This is a genomic window from Streptomyces sp. NPDC006602, assembly GCF_042870385.1.
Lineage (GTDB): Bacteria > Actinomycetota > Actinomycetes > Streptomycetales > Streptomycetaceae > Streptomyces.
In genome coordinates, this window is sequence record NZ_JBIAHG010000034.1 from 24,908 (window position 1) to 43,413 (window position 18,506).

13 protein-coding genes are annotated in these 18,506 nt (G+C 68.5%); 1 reads left to right on the forward strand and 12 read right to left on the reverse strand.

Annotated elements, in window-relative coordinates; all coding sequences use genetic code 11:
- Nucleotides 1–138: 138 nt before the first annotated feature.
- Nucleotides 139–1,083 carry a MerR family transcriptional regulator gene (locus ACFYO2_RS41330; protein ID WP_388360412.1) on the forward strand — a complete coding sequence of 315 codons (945 nt, stop codon included), beginning with the start codon at nt 139–141 and terminating at the stop codon, nt 1,081–1,083.
- A 117-nt stretch (nt 1,084–1,200) separates the two neighbouring features.
- Here the strand turns inward: ACFYO2_RS41330 and ACFYO2_RS41335 are convergent, their stop codons facing one another.
- From ACFYO2_RS41335 to ACFYO2_RS41390, 12 genes are all read right to left on the reverse strand, one after another.
- Nucleotides 1,201–2,382 carry a PP2C family protein-serine/threonine phosphatase gene (locus tag ACFYO2_RS41335; protein ID WP_388360415.1) on the reverse strand — a complete coding sequence of 394 codons (1,182 nt, stop codon included), beginning with the start codon at nt 2,380–2,382 and terminating at the stop codon, nt 1,201–1,203.
- Between the two features lie 813 nt (nt 2,383–3,195).
- A complete protein-coding gene (locus ACFYO2_RS41340) occupies nt 3,196–4,098 on the reverse strand; it encodes an LLM class flavin-dependent oxidoreductase (protein WP_388360418.1) in 903 nt (300 codons plus the stop codon).
- Nucleotides 4,099–4,549: 451 nt separating this feature from the next.
- The gene (locus ACFYO2_RS41345; RefSeq protein WP_388360310.1) at nt 4,550–5,989 is read right to left on the reverse strand and encodes an MFS transporter; all 1,440 of its coding nucleotides are present in this window, start codon (nt 5,987–5,989) and stop codon (nt 4,550–4,552) included.
- Nucleotides 5,986–7,401, reverse strand: a complete 1,416-nt coding sequence (locus ACFYO2_RS41350; protein ID WP_388360312.1) for a hypothetical protein — start codon at nt 7,399–7,401, stop codon at nt 5,986–5,988. Before ACFYO2_RS41350 ends, ACFYO2_RS41345 begins: the two co-directional genes overlap by 4 nt.
- 15 nt (nt 7,402–7,416) lie before the next feature.
- A complete protein-coding gene (gene nrdF / locus ACFYO2_RS41355; RefSeq protein WP_388360315.1) occupies nt 7,417–8,385 on the reverse strand; it encodes a class 1b ribonucleoside-diphosphate reductase subunit beta in 969 nt (322 codons plus the stop codon).
- A 24-nt stretch (nt 8,386–8,409) separates the two neighbouring features.
- The gene (hypF, locus tag ACFYO2_RS41360; protein WP_388360317.1) at nt 8,410–10,749 is read right to left on the reverse strand and encodes a carbamoyltransferase HypF; all 2,340 of its coding nucleotides are present in this window, start codon (nt 10,747–10,749) and stop codon (nt 8,410–8,412) included.
- On the reverse strand, nt 10,749–11,759 hold the full coding sequence (gene hypE, locus ACFYO2_RS41365; RefSeq protein WP_388360320.1) for a hydrogenase expression/formation protein HypE: 1,011 nt from the start codon (nt 11,757–11,759) through the stop codon (nt 10,749–10,751). Before hypE ends, hypF begins: the two co-directional genes overlap by 1 nt.
- 41 nt (nt 11,760–11,800) lie before the next feature.
- Nucleotides 11,801–13,951 (reverse strand): class 1b ribonucleoside-diphosphate reductase subunit alpha, encoded by a 2,151-nt coding sequence (nrdE, locus tag ACFYO2_RS41370; RefSeq protein WP_388360322.1) that lies wholly within the window; start codon nt 13,949–13,951, stop codon nt 11,801–11,803.
- Entirely contained in the window at nt 13,948–14,508 is a 561-nt protein-coding gene (locus ACFYO2_RS41375) for an isochorismatase family cysteine hydrolase (protein WP_388360324.1), read from the reverse strand. The genes nrdE and ACFYO2_RS41375 overlap by 4 nt, the downstream gene beginning before the upstream one ends.
- A gap of 88 nt (nt 14,509–14,596) precedes the next feature.
- Nucleotides 14,597–15,853: a DegT/DnrJ/EryC1/StrS family aminotransferase gene (locus ACFYO2_RS41380; RefSeq protein WP_388360327.1), complete on the reverse strand. Its 1,257-nt coding sequence runs from the start codon at nt 15,851–15,853 to the stop codon at nt 14,597–14,599.
- Between the two features lie 16 nt (nt 15,854–15,869).
- The gene (locus tag ACFYO2_RS41385; protein ID WP_388360330.1) at nt 15,870–17,213 is read right to left on the reverse strand and encodes an MFS transporter; all 1,344 of its coding nucleotides are present in this window, start codon (nt 17,211–17,213) and stop codon (nt 15,870–15,872) included.
- 116 nt (nt 17,214–17,329) lie between these two features.
- Nucleotides 17,330–18,385, reverse strand: a complete 1,056-nt coding sequence (locus ACFYO2_RS41390) for a nucleotidyltransferase family protein (RefSeq protein WP_388360332.1) — start codon at nt 18,383–18,385, stop codon at nt 17,330–17,332.
- Between the last annotated feature and the right edge of the window lie 121 nt (nt 18,386–18,506).

The following is an 18,506-nucleotide window of genomic DNA, read 5'->3' on the forward strand; positions in this document are numbered from 1 at the left end:
AACCCCCGCCCCCCCCCCCCCCCCCCCCCCCCCCCCCCCCGCCCCCCCGCCCCCCCCCCCCCCCCCCCCCCCCCCCCCCCCCCCCCCCCCCCCCCCCCCGCGCCGGTACCGTAGGAACTCCCCCAGAGGGAGGTTCAACTGTCCACGTCCCACGAGGTTCTCTGGAGCATCGGCGAGCTCGCCGAGCGGGCGGGTGTCACCGTGAAGACCGTTCGTTTCTACTCCGACCGGGGTCTGCTGCCCGAAGCCTCCCGCAGCGGTGGCGGGCATCGCCGGTACGGCCCCCAGGCGCTGGAGCGGCTGCGGCTCATCCGCTCCTTGCGCGCCCTCGATCTGCCGCTGCCCGAGGTGCGCCGGGTTCTGGAGGACGAGGGCGCGGCGGGCCGGGTGCTGGAGGACGCCGTCGCGGGCCGCCTGCGCGAGCTGGGCAGCGAGGTGAAGGCGTTGCGCTGGCGGGAGGCGGCGCTGCGGCTGGTGCAGGATTGTCCACCCGCGAAGCGGGCCGACCGGCTGCGGCTGCTCGGCGCGGTGAGCACCCCGCCGAGCACGGCACCGCTGGCCCGGTTCTGGCGTGGCTGGCTGCCGCCGCGGATGCCGGCACGGGCGACAGCGGCGTTTCTGGAGGTGGCTGTTCCGCAGCCGCCCGACGAGCCGGACCCGGCGCAGGTGCTCGCCTTCGCCCAGCTGCACGCGATGACGACAGCCCCCTGTCCGGCCGGCCGGCAGCCCCAGCCGGAGGTTCACCGGGTGGCCGGGGCCCGCGGGGCGGCCGTGCTGTACGCGGGCCTCGCCGAGGCGTTCGAGCTCGCGGGCCCGCAGTTGCGCCGAGCACGTGATCCGTTCCCGGGTGAGGCGCTGGACGCCTACGTGGCGGTGTACGCGAGCGCGTACGGCAGCCGGGACACCCGGGAGTTCCGCCGCCTGCTGGCCGCGCGGCTCGCGGCCGGCCCGCGTCTGGACCGGTACTGGGAGCTGACGGCCGTGGTGCTCACGCCGCCGGGCGGCCGGCCGGAGCCGACCCCGGGCTCCGCGGACGACTGGCTGCGCGCGGCACTGGAGCGGGACAACGCCAAAGCGGCGTAGACAGATCTCCGACGCCATGTCGATCTCGGGATGGGGGGTGCAGCGGCCTTGACCCCCTCCTCCGTGAACACCCCGCACGGGTTCGCCACCTGTGGCGCTCGGCTGACGACGCGCGGGTCATAGGCGGAGGACGATCAGGGCGATGTCGTCGCGGGCGCCGCTGCTGAGACCGAGGCGCGCGAGCAGGGCGTCGGCGAGACGCTCGGGGCTGTGGCGGGCGTGGCGGGCGAGCGCGTCGGTGAGGCGTTGCAGGCCGGCATCGATGTCCTCGCCGCGGCGTTCGATGAGACCGTCGGTGTAGAGCACGAAGGTGTCGCCAGGGGCGTAGGGCAGGTCGGCCTGGATGCGGGGGACGGGTTCGGGGCGGGCCCCCAGCGGAGGGTCGGTGGCCTGGTCGAGAAGATCGCAGGTGCCGTCCGGGTGGAGCAGGATGGGGGGCGGGTGGCCGGCGCTGCTGTACAGGATGCGGCGAGCGCGGGTGTCGACGACGGCTTGGACGACGGTGGTGGCCAGCGCGCCCTCCACGTAGCGTGCATACCGGCCCAGGACGTCCAGGGCCCTCGCGGGCCCGTCGACGGCCCGGACGACGGCGGACAACGCGCTGCGGAGCATGCCCATGACGGCGGCGGCCTCCAGGCCGTGGCCGACGACGTCGCCGACCGCGACGGCGAATCTGTTCTCGGGCAGGTCGACCACCTCGTACCAGTCGCCGCACACGTTCAGTGACCCGGCGGCGGGCAGGTAGCGCACCGCGGTGTCCAGGTGCCGGGCCAGGTGGGGTGAGTGGAGCATGGCCTCCTGCAAGGTGACGGCGATCTGGCGTTCCCGGGCGTGGGCTTGGCGGAGTTCCTCGTTCAGCCGATGGAGCTCGCGCGCCCGCGCGTACAGTTCGACCTCCATCGCCTCCACGTCGCTGAGCGCCCCGCCTCCTCGCGTACGAGGGTGGGAGAGGATGAACGAGGTCACGTCCTCCCCCCGGTGGATGATCCACTCCACCTGCCCATCCGGCCCGAGTACCGGTGTGTTGATCGCGGACCACCACCGCTCCTCGAACACGCCGGGCCGGTCGGCCACGGTAATGTCGTACTTCATCGGCGCCATCGTGTCCGGCTCCTTCGAGCGCAGGACCCAGTGCAGGGAAGCGTGCAGATTCCGCACCCCGTCAGCATCCGGGTCCGCCGGATTCTCAGGGAAGGCATCGAAGAGGTACCGCCCGAGCAGATCCTCCCGAGTACGGCCGGTCACCCGGCAGGCCGCCTGGTTGACGTCGGCGAGCACCAGGTCCGGGCCCAGCACCATGCAGGGGCTGGGGGTGACCGTGAACAGCGCCTGGTAGTCGATCCCCGGCCTCGCCTCACGGTGTGGCCGTGCATCCTCATCAGGGCTGTTCTCGTCCCTCACCCTTACGTTCTACCGTTCGTGGGCGTCCTCTGCATCTGGGCGCATCGCCTGCCCTCGCCTCGTAGGCACCGCCACGTGCCCCCATGAGACGGCCTCTGGAGGACCTGTGTTTCGGGACCTGCGGTGCGCATGGTCATGCATGCCGGATGGACAACCTGCGTCGGCGGCGCGGCACGATCCAGCCGGGCCGGAAGGCGCGGATCGAGCTGCCCGTCGAGCCGACTGACCTGGTGCGACTTCGGGCCATGACCTCACCCGAGCTCAACGTTCCAAGCCGATATGTGTCTCACCAGACACACCCCAACACCCACCCGCGGGTGTGTCCTCGACCGTCGGGAGAGGCGGCTCATTGAGCTGACACCCGCGTGTCAGTCCGCGTGTCATACCACGCCGCACCGCCCATTTCACTTGGTCTGGCCGAAGTTGGGGGTGCCGCCACGCGTCGATGGATGGCAAAGGATCATGAAACACATGTCTCACACATCTCGACGAAGACTCCTCGCCGCCTTCGCGGCCTCTGCCGCCGCTGCCCCGCTCACGGGTCTGGCCGCCGCCCCGGCGCGTGCCGCCGCGGAGGCGGACGTGCCGGCCTTCCCGGGGCCGGGCGGCCTGTCCTCGGCCCGTTCGTGGGTGACCATGGCGCCGCTGGGCGCCAGGCACTCAGGCGGCAAGAGGTTCCGGACCGCCACGGTTGGGTGGTTTCCTGCACCCTCAATGCAGCTGGGCAAGCCCCTCGGTGGCGATGCGCTCGAAGACCTTCTCGTCGGCCGCGAAGTCCGAGTCCGGGATGGGCCAGTGAATGACGATCTCCGTGATTCCCAGGTCCGCGTGACTGCCCGCGAAGTCGACGAACGCGTCAAGGGACTCCAACGGGCGCTGACGGTCCGGAGTGAAGCCGGTGAGCAGGATCTTCTCCATGGCGTAGGAGTTGCTTCCCATGTCGGCGCACGCCTTGCCCAGCTTCTCGATCTGGTCTCGGATCGCCCCCAGGGACTCCGCAGGCGTGCCTGTCTCGAAGAGCTTCGGGTCGCCCGTGGTCACCCATGCCTGCCCGTGCCGGGCCGCGAGCTTCAGACCGCGCGGGCCAGTGGCCGCCACCGCGAACGGCAGGCGGGGCCGCTGGACACATCCCGGGATGTTGCGCGCCTCGTGCGCCGAATAGTGATCGCCGCTGTACGAAACGGAGCCCTCGGAGAGCAGCCGGTCGAGCAGCGGGACGAACTCGCCGAAGCGGTCGGCCCGCTCGCGCGGCGTCCACGGCTCCTGGCCGAGCGCCGTGGCGTCGAAGCCAGTGCCGCCCGCACCGATGCCGAGCGTCACGCGCCCGCCGGAGATGTCGTCGAGCGAGATCAGTTCCTTGGCGAGGGTCACAGGGTGACGGAAGTTGGGCGACGTGACGAGGGTGCCCAAACGCATCCGCTCAGTGACGACGGCTGCAGCAGTCAGGGTGGGGACGGCTCCGAACCAGGGTCCGTCGCGAAAGCTCCGCCAGGACAGATGGTCGTAGGTGTACGCGGTGTGGAAGCCGAGTTCCTCTGCGCGCTGCCAGGCTGAACGGCCGCCCTCATGCCAGCGGCGGTACGGAAGGATCACGGTGCTCAGGCACAGCCTCAGAGCCTACGGCGATGCTCGACGAGCCTGAGACACTCCCAGCTCGGTACCGACCCCCGGCCTTGGCCTCTGGGGAACTCGGGTGAGGGGAGAGCGCGGGCCGACTCAGAGGCCAAGGCAGAGGCGAAGCGAACCGGACGAACAGGTGGGCCTGTCAGCCGAGCGGACAGGCCGACGCCGCTCCTGCGAACGGACGCAATGGCGTCAGAGAGGTGGACGGAAGGGCCGGCATCCCGGATCGCACCCCGTAGGCAGTTTCATGCCCGACACCCGCACCGGCTCCGCACGGAACTCTCCAGCCGCCGGCTGGTCAGCTCCCCATGCCGGAGCCGATGCACTGGCCTCCGACAGCGACTCACAGCGTGAGCGTCCGGATTTCCCTGACGCTCCATTGACCAACCTCCGTCGCACGCAGACGCGAACCGGGAAAAGCTGGGAAGGGGCTTCGGGCCGTTCACGCTTCCTGGCCGAGTTTCGCTGGAGACCTCAGCGACATACGCGGCATCCTGAGCAGGAGGAGCACCATGGCGGCTGCGAAGCCGACGCCCACGAGGTACGCGTACCGCAGGCCCGCAGCAACATGCTCCTCGCAGACGGTCGCACAGCTGGCGGCCACCGCGATGCCGTTGTTTCCGGCGGCATTGAACAGGGCACCGAAGAGAGCCGCCCCCACGCTCTGGCCCGTCTCTCTGCAGAACATCAGGTTCGCCGTCGCAACACCACGGCCGTCCCATCCGACAGCCGCCTGGACGCCGACGAGCAGAGCAGGTTGGAGCAGACCGAGGCCGACCCCGAGCAGCGTCGACATCGCGACGAACAGCACGGTGGGCGCGTCGGAGAGAGTGAGATACACCGTGGCCGAGAGAGCGACGGTCACTGTCGTGGCGCCGGTCAGTGCGGCCGCACGGAATCCGATGCGCAGGTACAGGCGGCTACTGAAGACGGCTGCCGTCGGCCAGCCGAAGGTCATTCCGGCCAGAACGGCCGCACCGGCCACCGGACCGAGTCCCAGGACCGCCTGCGCGTAGACCGGCAGCAGGAGCAGTGGCGCGGTCATGATCACTCCGAGGAGCCCCAGGGCGAGGCTCGGTATCGCCAACTCTCGCCGTCGCCACACCCAGCCCGGCATGAAGGGCTCGACGGCCTGCCGTTCGATCCGAGCGGTGACCAGGACGAGCAGCAGGAAGACGGTGAGCAGCGCGCAGCTCTGGACGGAGTTCCAGGGCCATGCGGTACCTCCCTGGACCAGTAGCGTCATGAGCGTCGCGCAGGTCAGCAGAAGGCCGAGGGCGCCGGGCCAGTCCATCGGGCCGCGCGTGCTGCTCCGGACGTCCTCCCCGGGAAAGCGGCGGACCAGCAGCCACACCGCCGCCAGACCGGGAGGAAGGTTGAGCAGGAAGATCCCCCGCCAGTGACCGTACTGGGCGAGCGCTCCGCCCACGGCCGGGCCCGTCAGAGCCGCCACGCTCCAGACCGAGGCGAGCCCTGCCTGGATACGGCCTCGCTCATGCGGCTCGTACAGATCGCCGGCCACCGTCTGTACGGTCCCCTGGATGGCGCCCGCTCCCAGCCCCTGGACGAAGCGGAAGGCGATGAGGCTCGGCAGGCTCCAGCCGACGGCGCACAGCGCGGAGCCCGCCAGGAACAGGAGCGTTCCGCCGACGAGTACGGGCCGCCGGCCATGGGTGTCGGCCAGCTTCCCGTACAGGGGCACGGACACGGTCACGGCGAGGACGTACGCGGCGAGGAGCCAGCTGAAGGCGGCTCCGTCGCCCAAGTCCATCACGATCTGCGGGGCGGCTGTGGCCGTCACCGAGCTGTCCATCGCGGCGAGGAACATCACCAGCAGCAGCGCTGCCAGGATCCCTCGCCGCTGGGCAGGCCCCCCGGTCACCCGGCCAGCTCGACGACGCGCTCCGCCGGGCCGGCCGCGTCGGCCCTGGCGGCGATGAGCTCGTAGAACGTGCCGAACAAGTGGTGGCTCAGCCGCTGGTCCTCGAAGAAGGCGATCCGGTCGGCCACCTGTGAGGGGGCGACCTCACCGCTTGCCAGGCGGACCATCGCGCGCAGCACGTCCTGCGGGGTCACCGAGCTCCCCGCGTGGGCGTTGTGGAAGACCTCCTCGGTGTACGGCTCGGGGCTGATGACCGGGTTGCGGCGTCGCTGCACCCGAATCCGGTAGTCCTCGCCGACGACATCGTTCTTGAAGACCCCTATGTGCTGGAGGCTGCCCTGGTTGATGTCCAGGGTGAACTGGGACATCCTGCCTTTCTCGCGGAACGGTTGCCGGTTGGCCCTGTCGAACTCCTGGAGCCCGACCGTGCGGTGGGAGTAGGTGTTCGAGTGGCAGGCGTACGTCACAAGCCCCGCCTTCTGGCCGGCCGCTCCCAGGAGCTCCAAGTGGAAAACGAAGTCGGCTTCGGCTGCCAGTACCTCCGACGGCAGGTCGGGAATCCGGGCGCCCCGGGTGTCGATGCGGTCGGCGAGCGCGGTGGCCTGACGGGTGTGCAGGAACTCGCCCACCCTGCGCACGTACGGATTGGTGATCCGTAAGGCGACTGCCTCTCCGGGGGCCAGTTCCAGGTACCAGGCGAGCAGGTCGATGTAGTGATAGCTGGAGAAGGAGAGCGCTCCGACACCATTGCGGTAGCCGTGCGCGTCGCCGTAGAGGTACTCCTCGGGGTGCCGGAAGAGCCCTCCGTTCTTGATGAGCTGCATCGAGGTGATGCCCTGCCCGTGCTCCCCGTGCAGTTCGGCGATCTCCGAGGCGATCGACCGGTAGACGTCATTGGCCCGTCGGCGCAGCGGCATCGCGAGGTGGACAGGGCTCGTGGTGCGGGCTCGGGTGAGCGCACGGCCGAGTTCCGCGTATCCGCCAATGATGAGCTCGGCGGCCGCCGGGTCGTAGGCGGCGCCCTCGCTGACCAGCAGGGGTTTGTCGCACAGCACGCTGATGCCTCGGGAGATCGCCCAGAGGAGGTAGTCGCGGTGATGGACGGGGTTGCACGCGATGATCACAAGGGAGAACCGGTGGGTGGCGTGAGCGCGGTCCAGGACCGCTTCGAGTTCGGCGCGGCCGAGTCCGTCGGGGTTGAGCCACTCCGGTGTGTCGATCCGCAGCAGTTCCCGCAGGGGTGTCATGTCCTCGTCGCGGGCGCGTTTCTCCGGATCCCGGGGGTCGCAGACGACCGCGGCGCGGACCGGCCAGCCGGAACGTTTCATCTCCAGCAGCGCCGGCGCGTGGTTCTCTCTGCCGGCCCAGTGTCCGGAGCCTCCGACGAGCAGAATGGTAGTAGTGCGAGCCATTTCGGGGATCCCTTCTCAGAAGTCCCAGTCCTCGTCCTGGGTGCCGACCGACCTGCCGATGACGTAGGAGGAGCCCGATCCCGAGAAGAAGTCGTGGTTCTCGCCCGAGTTGGGGGACAGCGCGGCGAGGACGGCCGTGTTGGCCCGGGTGTCCGAGGCCGGGAAGCGGGGCTCGTAGCCGAGGTTCGACAGTGCCGTGTTGGCGTTGTGGCGCAGGAACCTTTCCACGTCCTCCGTGAGGCCGGTGCCGTCGTAGAGGTCGCGGGTGTAATTGAGCTCGTTCGCGTACAGATCGTCGAGCAGGGAGAACGCGTAGTCCTTCAGCTCCGTTCGCTGCGCGGTCGAGGTCTTCTCCAGACCGCGCTGGAACTTGTAGCCGATGTAGTGCCCGTGCACTGCCTCGTCGCGGATGATCAGCCGGATCAGGTCGGCGGTGTTGGTGAGCTTGGCCCGGGTGGAGAAGTACAGAGGCAGGTAGAAGCCCGAATAGAAGAGGAAGGACTCCAGGAACACACTGGCGACCTTGCGCTTGAGCGGTTCGTCGCCCCGGTAGTAGCTGACGAAGATCCTGGCCTTGTGCTGGAGGTTGTCGTTCTCCACCGACCACCGGAAGGCGTCGTCGATCTCCTGGGTGGAGCACAGTGTGGAGAACACCGAGGAGTACGACTTGGCGTGCACCGACTCCATGAAGGCGATGTTGGTGTAGACGGCCTCTTCGTGCGGGGTCAGCGCGTCGGGGATCATACTGACCGCGCCGACGGTTCCCTGGACGGTGTCCAGCAGGGTCAGTCCGGCGAAGACCCTGATGACGAGTTGCCGCTCCGGTTCCGACAGGGTGTTCCAGGAGGGCACGTCGTTGGCGAGCGGCACCCGTTCGGGGAGCCAGAAGTTGCCGGTGAGCCGGTCCCACACCTGGAGGTCCTTCTCGTCCTCCAGGCGGTTCCAGTTGACGGCCTCCACATAGGAGATGGGCTTTTCGGACAAGTAGGGAATCCTTTCCGGGAATGCTCAGGAAGCGGATCGGGACGATGCCCCGCCGACGCCCGCGACCATGGCCTGGCCGGCGGCGACTCCGCCGTCCGTGGTGGGGATGGAGCGATGGGTGTGCACCCGTAGGCCGGCTCCGGTCAGTTCCTGCTCAGCTCGGACGAGCAGGTGCTGGTTGAGGAAGACTCCGCCGCTGAGGACCACGTCGCGGATGCCTGTGTCCTTGCTCAGCTGCGCGCTCACCTCGGTGATCGCGCCCACCACGCTCTCGTGGAAGCACCGGCTCAGCTGTGCCGGTGTCGACCGGCGGTCCGTAAGGTCGGCCACCACCGCGCGCAGCCACGGCGCGTGGTCGATCACCAGTCGCCCGTCCTGCCGTAGCAGGCGCAACGGCCAGGGCTCGCAGGGTTTGGGGTCCCAGGCGATGAGTTGCTCCAGTTCGATGGCCGCCTGCCCCTCGTAGCCGACCGTGTCGCAGACGCCGAGCAGCGCCGACACCGCGTCGAAGAGCCGTCCCATACTGGAGGTTTGGGGTGCGTTGATGCCGCGGGCGGCCATCTTGGTGAGCACGTCGATCTCGAACGGGTCCCGGTCTTGGAAGAGGTCCAGGCTCAGCTGGGTGGCTTGCGGCCCGAAGTGCTGGACGAGCAGGGCGAGGGCCACCCGCCAGGGTTCCCGGACCGCCCGGTCGCCGCCGGGCAGGCGGAACCGGTCCAGATGGCCCCTGCGTTCGAACCCGTGGTAGTCGCCGACCAGGAACTCGCCGCCCCAGATGGTCCCGTCGGTGCCATAGCCGGTGCCGTCGAAGACGACTCCGATCACCGGCCGGTCGAGGCCGTTGTCCAGCATGCACGCCGCCATGTGCGCGTGATGGTGCTGGACTGGAACGAGTTCCACGTTCGCCGCCAGGTCGGCGCAGTTGGCGGCGTACCGGGTGCTGTGAAAGTCGGGGTGGAGGTCGTGCGCGATCCGGCGCGGGGTGAGGTGGAAGACGGAGCGCAGGTGGTTGATGGTGTGCTCGAAGAACTGCTGGTTCCCGGTGGTCTTCAGGTCGCCGATGTGCTGGCTGAGCTGCAGGGTCCGGTCCTCACCGACGCACACGGTGTTCTTGAGCTCCGGGCCGAGCGCCAGGACCGGAGTGACGGGCACGGGGGCGGTGATCGGGTCGGGGGTGTAGCCGCGAGCTCGCCGGATGACGGTGGTGGCGGGGCCGGACGGGGCACGGACGACCCGTGCGATCGAGTCGTCCACCCTCATGTGGATCTCGCGGTCGTGGACGAGGAACCAGTCGACGAGAGGGGCGAGTTGGTCGAACGCCTCGTCTTCGGTGCGGGCCATCGGCTCGTCGGGGGCGTTCCCGCTGGTGGCGATCAGCACGTCGCCGCCGTGCGCCAGCAGCAGGTACTGCAGCGGGGTGGTGGGCAACATGAAGCCCAGCGTGTTGCTACCGGGAGCCACTTCGGGAGACAGACCGGCCCCGGGGCGGGCTTCGAGCAGCACGATGGGCCGGGCCGTCGACTCCAGCAGCCGGCGTTCGGCGTCGTCGACGTGGGCGTACCGGGACACCGCCGCGGTGTCGGTCGCGAGCAGGGCGAACGGCTTGGCGCTTCGCTCCTTGCGCCGACGCAGCTCCGCGACGGCCTCGGGGACGGTGGGGTCGGCCACCAACTGGTAGCCGCCCATGGCCTTCACGGCCAGGATGCCGCCGTCGGCCAGTCGGCGCGCTGCTGCGGCGACGGGGTCCGCGGTGTCCACCGGGCGGCCCTCGCGGTCCAGCAGCCGAACCTGGGGTCCGCAGTCCCAGCAGGAAACCGGCTGCGCGTGGAATCTGCGGTCACCCGGATCCTCGTACTCCGCTCGGCACCGCTCGCACATGGTAAAAGCGGACATGGTGGTGAACGGGCGGTCGTAGGGCAGCTGTTGGATAATGCTGTAGCGCGGCCCGCAGTTGGTGCAGTTGATGAGGGGATAGCCGTGGCGATGGTCGCCGGGGTCGAACAGCTCCCGCAGGCAGTCCCGGCACACATGGCTGTCGGGTGTCACCAGGGCGCCGGACCCACCGTCGGACTCGCTGTGCCGGATGCCGAAGTCGGCCGACCAGGTTGCGATCGGCTGATCGGTGAGGACCGTGCAGGAGTCGATGCGCGCGAGTTCCGGGAGCCCGGCCAGCAGCTCGGCACCGAACAGGTCGGCCACCGCCGACGGGCCTTCCAGGCAGATGGTGACGCCCTGGGCGTCGTTGCGCACCCACCCGCCCAGGGCGTGCGCGGTGGCCAGCCGGTAGACGAACGGGCGGAATCCGACCCCCTGGACGAGGCCGACGACGCGCAGGGTACGCCGTACCGCGTGCTGCCCGGTCATCAGCACAGCCTCGGCAGCTGGGCGCCGTAGAGCAGGTCCACCGTGCGGCGTCTGCCGCCGGGCTCCGTGAGATACACGCGGCTGTCGTCGGCACCGGATACCTCACCGACGATCACGGCGCGTTCGGTCTCCGGGTGCCCGCGCAGCGCCGCCAGGGCATCCGGGGCGGCCTGCGGCGAGACGACGATGCAGAGATTGCCCTCGTTGGCGAGATACATCGGGTCGACGCCCAGCATCTCGGCCGCCATCGCGGTCTCACGACGGACCGGCAGCGCCGTCACGGACAGTTCGATGGTGCGTGCGGAGCCCTGCGCGAACTCGTTGAGCACGGTGCCGAGTCCGCCGCGGGTGATGTCGCGGATGGTGCGGACCTCGGGTCCTACGGCGTCCAGCACGTCGGAGATGGCGTGGTTGAGCACCGCGCAGTCGCTCTGCACTCGCTGCTCGAACCCGAGCCCCTCCCGCAGGGAGAGGAGGTGGATGCTGTGGTCGCCGAGGAACCCGGTCACGATGACGTGGTCGCCCTCGCGCAGCGAGCGGCTCGAGAGCCGGTACGGCCGGGTCAGTAGGCCCACTCCGGTGGTGTTGAGGAAGATCTTGTCGGCTTCGCCGCGCCGCACCACCTTGGTGTCTCCGGCGACGATCTTCACTCCGGCCTGCTCCGCGGTACGCCGGACGGAGTCGACGATCCTCTGGAAGTCCGCGACCGCGAAGCCTTCTTCCAGGATCACGGCCAGCGTCAGGTACCGGGGGTCCGCGCCGCTGACCGCGAGGTCGTTGACCGTTCCGGCCACGGCAATCTTCCCGATATCTCCGTTGCCGAAGAAGACGGGATCGACGACGAACGAATCGGTGGTGACGGCGATGCGGCCGGTCTCCACCTCCACCGAGGCGCTGTCCTCCATCTCGCCGACGTAGACGTCGCCGAGTGTCCCGGCGATGGTGTCGGCGATCAGCTCGTGGCTCAGTCCGCCGCCGGCACCGTGATCAAGCACGATCTTTTCGGTCATGTCACCTGTTCCTGGGGTTTCGGTCGGCACGCGGGGCAGCGTCACCGCGTACTGGAGACGACGCCGTCCACTTCGGTGCCCTCCAGCGCCAGTTGGCGCAGCCGGACGTAGTAGAGACTCTTGATGCCCTTGCGCCACGCGTAGATGTGGGCCCTGTTGATGTCCCGCGTGGTGGCGTCGTCGGTGAAGAAGAGCGTCAGCGACAGCCCCTGGTCGACATGGCGGGTCGCGGCCGCGTAGGTGTCGATGATCTTCTCGTAGCCGATTTCGTAGGCATCCTGGAAGAACTCCAGGTTGTCGTTGGTCATGTGCGGCGCCGGGAAGCAGACGCGCCCGACCCTGCCCTCCTTGCGGATCTCGATCCTGGCGGGCACGGGGTGGATGCTGGCGGTCGCGTGGTTGATGTAGGCGATGGAGCCGTTGGGGGCGACGGCCTGGAGGTTCTGGTTGTAGAGGCCGTGGGCCACGACCGAGTCCCTGAGTTCCTGCCAGTCCCGCTGGGTCGGCAGCCACACCCCGGCCTCGGCGAACAGGGCCTGTACGCGTTCGGTTGCGGGCTCCCAGGGCTGCCGCGTGTACGGCTCGAAGTACTCGCCGGAGGCGTACCGGGACTCGGGGAACCCCGCGAAGTGACGCCCTCGTTCGATCGCCAGGCGGTTGGACTCACGGATGGCGTGGTAGGCGACGGTCCGGAAGTAGGCATCGGTGAAATCGAGGGCCTCGTCGGAGCCGTAGCGGATGCGTTCGCGGGCCAGGTAGCCGTGCAGGTTCATCTGGCCCAGCCCGATGGCGTGCGACTCGTCGTTCCCCCGGGCGAGGGAGGGCACGCAGTCGAGCGCCGCCTGGTCCGACACGGCCGTCAGCGCCCGGATCGCAATGGCGACAGTGCGGGCGAAGTCCGGCGAGTCCATGGTCCGGACGATGTTGAGCGACCCCAGGTTGCAGGTGATGTCCTTGCCGACGTGTGCGTAGGACAGGTCCTCCTCGAAGGCGGATGCCGTACTCACCTGGAGGATCTCCGAGCACAGGTTGGAGTGGGTGATCCGGCCGGCGATCGGGTTGGCCCTGTTCGCCGTGTCCTCGAAGAGGATGTACGGGTAGCCAGATTCAAACTGGAGTTCAGCGACGGTCCGGAGAAAGCCCCTGGCGCTGATCCGGTTCTTGCGTATGCGCTCGTCCCGGACCAGATCGTGGTACTTCTCCGTGACGCTGATCTCAGAGAGGGGCAGCCCCAGGACCTGCTCCACGTCGTACGGAGAGAACAGGTACATGTCATCGTCGTTCTTGGCGAGTTCGAACGTGATGTCCGGAATCACCACCCCGAGGGACAGGCTCTTGATCCGCGTCTTCTCGTCCGCGTTCTCCCGCTTGGTGTCCAGGAACCTGAGGATGTCGGGATGGTGGGCGTGCAGATACACGGCCCCGGCCCCTTGTCTGCTGCCCAGCTGGTGGGCGTAGGAGAAGGAGTCCTCCAGCAGTTTCATGATCGGCAGTATGCCGGGCGCCTGGCCTTCCAGGCCTTTGATGGGTGCGCCCTGTTCGCGGATGTTGGTCAGGCTGAATGCAACGCCACCACTGCGTTTGGAGAGCTGGACAGCGGCGTTCACGGCGCGGGAGACCGACTCCATGGTGTCCTCGACGCGCAGCAGGAAGCACGAGATGGACTCACCGCGCCGCACCTTGCCCGTGTTCAGCAGCGTCGGAGTGGTCAGCTGGAACCGGCCCGAGACGATCTCGTCGACGATCGCCGTGGCGAGACCTTCGTCGCCGTCCCCCAGAGCGAGCGCGATCACGGCGGCCCGGTCCTCGAAGTGCTCCAGGTACTGCTGGCCGTCCAGGGTCTTGAGGGCGTACGTCGTGTAGAACTTCAGCGCGCCCAGGAAACTTTCGAAGTGGAACCCGAGGGAATGCGCCCGCTCGAAGAGCGCGTCGACGAAGCCGGGCGAATACCGCTCGAAGACGTCCCGCTCGTAGTAGCCCTCCCCCACGAGATGGTCCAGTCGCGCCCTCCTGCTCGGGAAGCGCGGCGAGTTCGGCAGAACATGCTGTTCCAGATACGCCTCCAGCGCCTCCCGGTCTCGTTCGAACTGGATCTCGCCGTTCGGTCCCCAGAGGTTCAGCTGCGCGTTGAGTGCGTGGTAGTCGGCCCCGGTGAGCGTGTCGGGTATCGGGAGAGTACTGGTCGCGGTCACTCGTCCCTCCCCGCGCGAACGAGCTGCTCGATCTCGTCCGACGGCAGCAGAGTGGCGAAGTACTCGGACATCCACTTCAGGGCCTGCTTGGTGTCCTCGGGGTTGCTCGAGACGATGCAGTCCGTCGGGATGACGACGCGGTAGCCGCGGAAGTGGGCGTCGGCCGCAGTGGTCTGGACACAGATCTGGGCCTGCATTCCGCTGATGATCACCGTGTCCACCCCAAGCTTCTTGAGCGTCTCGTCGAGGGTCGTCTCGAAGAAGCCGCTGTCCTTGGGCTTCTCGATCACCAGGTCGCTCTCCGCCAGGGTCTCGTCGAGGAGCCGGACGCCGGCGGAGCCGCGGGTGTAGCGCAGTTCGTCCGGGGTGGTGGCGTTGCGCGGGTCGTCGTCCGACACGACCAGCTGAAGATGGATGACGGGGACGTCGAGCGCTCGCAGGCCGTCGAGCAATGCCTTCTGCCGGGGCAGGAAGGCCGCGACGGCCCGTTTGCGTTCCTCGTTCAGGGTCGCCGCTGCCACCTGCAGGTCGTTGGTCACGATGGCGTATGAGGGCATGACGTATCGCCTTTCGTTGCTGAGCATTGCCGAGCGGAAGAGAAGCCGCGTCGGAAGGGGCCGGCCGTTCCCGGGCCGCCGTACGCAGCTACAGGAGGTCCTTGACGTTCTCGACGACCTTGGTGATGGCGTCGACATAGGCGCGGGCGTACGCCAGACGCTGCTCGCCGTACCAGACGGGCAACTTGACGATGCCGGCGTGGAAGCGGTGGGCGCCCGGGAAGTCCGCCTCGTCGTGGGTGATTCGGCTGACCGGCGCGGCCGGGTAGGTGCCGTCCTCGCCGGTGAAGGCGCGGAACCTGGTCAGTGGGCAGGTGGAGCCGGGGATGTCGGCCTCCACCGCCCCTTCGGCGACGACGGCGCGGACGAAGTCCTCGCGGGGCAGGCCGCCGAGCGCCTCGGGGTCGTACTGGAGCGGGAAGGCGTACCACGCCGGCTCGGCGCCGTCCGGCACCCTGGGGACGGATAGTCCGGGCAGCCGACCCAGTTCGCGAGCCAGGAAGGCGGCGGATTCGCGACGCTCGGTCAGTTGCTGTGGCAGTGACCGGAGTTGTCCCTCCACCACGAATGCCGAGAAGGGATGGATCCGGAGGTTGAACCCGCTGCCGGTCACGGCGTAGGGCTGGAGGTGGGCGGAGGTGATCCCCCGGTCGTGTTGCTTGTCGTTGGCGCGGCTGACGAGGAAGGCGCGCTCCAGGAACTCGCCGTCGGGGCTGTGCAGGATGCCGCCCTGTCCCCCCGTCACGATCTTCTTTGCACCAAGACTCCAGGCCGCCCCGCTGCCGAACGCGCCGGCCACGGTGCCCCGATAGGTGGCGCCGTGGGCGTGCGATGCGTCTTCCAGAACAGGCAGGCCGAACTCGGCGGCGACGGCGAGGATCTCGTCCATGTCACAGGGGACGCCCCACATGTGGGTGATCACGACGGCCTTGGTCGCGGGGGTGATCTTCCGCCGTATGTCGGCGGGGTGGATGTTTCCGTTGTCCGTGCTGTCCACAAGGACCGGGCGGCAGCCGAGGCGGAACAGTGGCATGGCGGTGGCGAAGAACGTGTATGCCGGGACGAGGACCTCATCCCCTTCGCCGAGACCCGCCGCGTAGTACAGGGCGTAGAGCGCGCTCGTCCCGCTGTTGGTGGCCATGGTGTACCCGCCGAGCCCGAGCACGTCCCGGAAGGTGTCCTCCACTCTGGAGACCAGGCCGAGACCGTCGAACGAGACCACCTGGTCCCGCAGTTCCAGGTCGGCGAGGCGTCGGAAGTCGCCGTCGTCGATCCGGGGATGGGCGAAGGTCCGGTACGGACCCGCGATCGCGGGGTCTCCGCCGGATATCGCGAGGCTCCCCATTCTGCTGCCTCCCTTTTCACGTGCTGCGTACGGATGACGGATGGTTCGGCACGGTAAGCTGTGACCGCCGGACAAGAGCCGCGATACACAGGGCGCCGAGGGCTGCCGCACCGCCGCCGAAGAACAGCGCCCAACGACCGCCGAATTCCTCAGTTATTTTCCCGAGCGCGGGATTTCCGATGGGATTTCCACCCATGAAAACGAGCATGTAGATCCCCATGACCCGGCCGCGCCACTCGGGTTCGCAGTTCATCTGGACCCAGGTGTTGGCACTGATGACGAAGGACTGCCCCACCACTCCCGCCAAGGCGATGACCAGAGCGAAAAGCACCAGGGAAGGCGCAGCTGCGGCCGCAACGAGTTGTGCAACGCCTATGCCCACCGCAGCCGCGACGACCAGCCGGAGCCCGCCGCGCTCCTGAAGAGGAGCCACCAGGAAACTGGCCCCCAGGCACCCCAGGGCGAAGACGGTGTTGAGTAAACCGTACGTTCCGGGACCTCGATGGTAATAGTAATTCGTCAAACTCGCCAGAATGAGCGGGTAATTGAATGCGAAGACGCTGATCAAACCCATCAGGAGAATCGGGTAACGTAGTTCGGGACGGCCGGCCGCATGACGTAGAGCGGCCTTCAGCTGCCCGGGACTGCGCGGCGCCGAGGTGTGCGGCGCGAGTTCGGCGGGGTTCATGCGCAGCAGGGCCAGCAACACGACCAGATACGACACGGCGTTGCCGGCGAAGATCCATCCCGCCTGAACCACACCCAGCAGCAGACCCGCGGCCGGCGGGCCGCCGATGCGGGCCAGCTGGAAGACCGCCGAGTTCAGGCTGACGGCGCTGCCGAGATCCTTCTCGCCCACCATCTCGGCGGCGAACGTCTCCCGGGCCGGGTCCTCCACCGCACTCACCAGACCCAGGCAGAAAGCCAGGAGGTTGACCTCCCACACCCGCACTTGACCCGTCAGCGTCAGTACGGCGAGGAACAGCGCCAGTACGGCCATGACGCTCTGCGTGACCATCAGAAGGTGACGCTTGCGATACCTGTCCGCGGTCACTCCGCCCCACAGGCCCACCAACAGATACGGCAGGAACTGACAGGCGATGGTGACGCCGAGGGACGTGGGGCTGCCGGTGAGACTCAGGACGAGCCAGTCCTGGGCGGCACGCTGCATCCACGTGCCGGTGATGGAGACGCACTGGCCCACGACGAAGAGCCGGTAGTTCCGGTATTTCAGAGACCTGAGTGCCGACCACAGCCCTCCCGACGCCGAAGCGGGATGGGGCAGCTTCTCGGCGGCTTCCTCGTCCGGCTCCGCGGGCGGCGTTTCGCCGGCCGGACCGACGGCTGGACTTGCGGGCATGACGGGGCGGTCCTCTCGAACGGAGCGAGTGGGGGGAGGCGCGGGTACCAGGGGCGCAGGTGAAGCCAGGACACACCGACCGGGCGGTCTCCTCGGCCGACACCCTCGCCTGGCGGTTAACTCTTCGCCGCGGGGACGTTCCCGGTTCCGGCATACAAGGTGGACGTGGCCGGTTCCACACCGAGCTCCGTGCGGAGAAAGCTCAGCGTCTCCTCGATCGGCGTTCTGATGAACGGGTACCGGTCGACGGCTGCCGCCACGACGGCGTCCGACCAACCGCCGCTGCGGAGCGTCACGGCGATGTCCGCGAAGAGCTTGAACCTGCGCTCTCCGAACAGGGCGGAGTCCAAGTAGGCCCGGTAGGACAACAGCCATGTCATGGTCGGCAGGTCCAGGGTGGTCAGCTCGGCCCCGAGGTAGTCCGCCGTCACGGCACCGTCGAGCAGCTCGTCGGCGGGGACGGGATGGTCTGCGCCACGGTCGGTGTGCCCCAGGTCGAAGTGCAGGTCGATGCTGGTCAGGGAGCGCACCCCGGCCGAGGCGGGCACCAGGTCGCGCTTCGGGAACCAGGCGGGCAGCCGGTCGGCCCAGGGGGCCAGCTCGGGCAGGGGCAGGAGTCGGGCCATCGGCGCGATCTGACCGTAGGAGCCCTGTTCGTCTTCCAGGTCTTGAATCCCGTGCTGCCCCAGGCGGTAGAAGCGGTGGTCCTTGATGCCCAGCCCCTTCACGTACCCCAGCGACTCCAGCAGGCCGACGGCCTGGTCGAGTGTGTCCCGGCTGACCAAGAGATCGAGGTCCACGCTCATCGGAGCGCGCTCGACCGGCCGGCCGAGGACGGCGTTGAGGAACGGCCCTTTGAAACCGGCAACCCGGACTCCCGCGTCAGCGAACGTCCGAGCGATCTCACCCCAGCTGCGCACGTTCTCGGTCAGTGCGCCCCGGGCGAGGGTACGTGCGGCCTCGAAGGGAGAGGGACCAGCGGCCTCGATCCCGGTCTCTTCGAAGGGCATGTCGAAGAAGAGGTGAGTGACACTTCGCTGTTCGGCACGTTCAAACAGGACGTCCCGCGTGTACGGCGACTCTGCGGGCTCGCGTCCATGCGCGCGGTCCGCGATAGCGCGCAGCAGGAAGCGGTCCAGCTCGTCGAATCCGTCACTGTCTTCCGTGAACAACCTTCTTAATTCCACCAATCCCCCATGGTCACTCGCGCGCTTTTCGACGCGTCATTCCAAACTCATTGCAGGGAGCGTGGATTGCTGTCGGAAAGCCCTTGCCTGTCAACTCGACGGTGAC

Bases quoted from the DNA above. Each gene is read 5' to 3' on its own strand.
- ACFYO2_RS41375 (WP_388360324.1), bottom strand. From the start codon at position 14,508: ATGCCCTCATACGCCATCGTGACCAACGACCTGCAGGTGGCAGCGGCG.
- ACFYO2_RS41380 (WP_388360327.1), bottom strand. From the start codon at position 15,853: ATGGGGAGCCTCGCGATATCCGGCGGAGACCCCGCGATCGCGGGTCCG.
- hypF (WP_388360317.1), bottom strand. From the start codon at position 10,749: ATGACCGGGCAGCACGCGGTACGGCGTACCCTGCGCGTCGTCGGCCTC.
- ACFYO2_RS41350 (WP_388360312.1), bottom strand. From the start codon at position 7,401: ATGGCTCGCACTACTACCATTCTGCTCGTCGGAGGCTCCGGACACTGG.
- hypE (WP_388360320.1), bottom strand. From the start codon at position 11,759: ATGACCGAAAAGATCGTGCTTGATCACGGTGCCGGCGGCGGACTGAGC.
- ACFYO2_RS41385 (WP_388360330.1), bottom strand. From the start codon at position 17,213: ATGCCCGCAAGTCCAGCCGTCGGTCCGGCCGGCGAAACGCCGCCCGCG.
- ACFYO2_RS41335 (WP_388360415.1), bottom strand. From the start codon at position 2,382: ATGGTGCTGGGCCCGGACCTGGTGCTCGCCGACGTCAACCAGGCGGCC.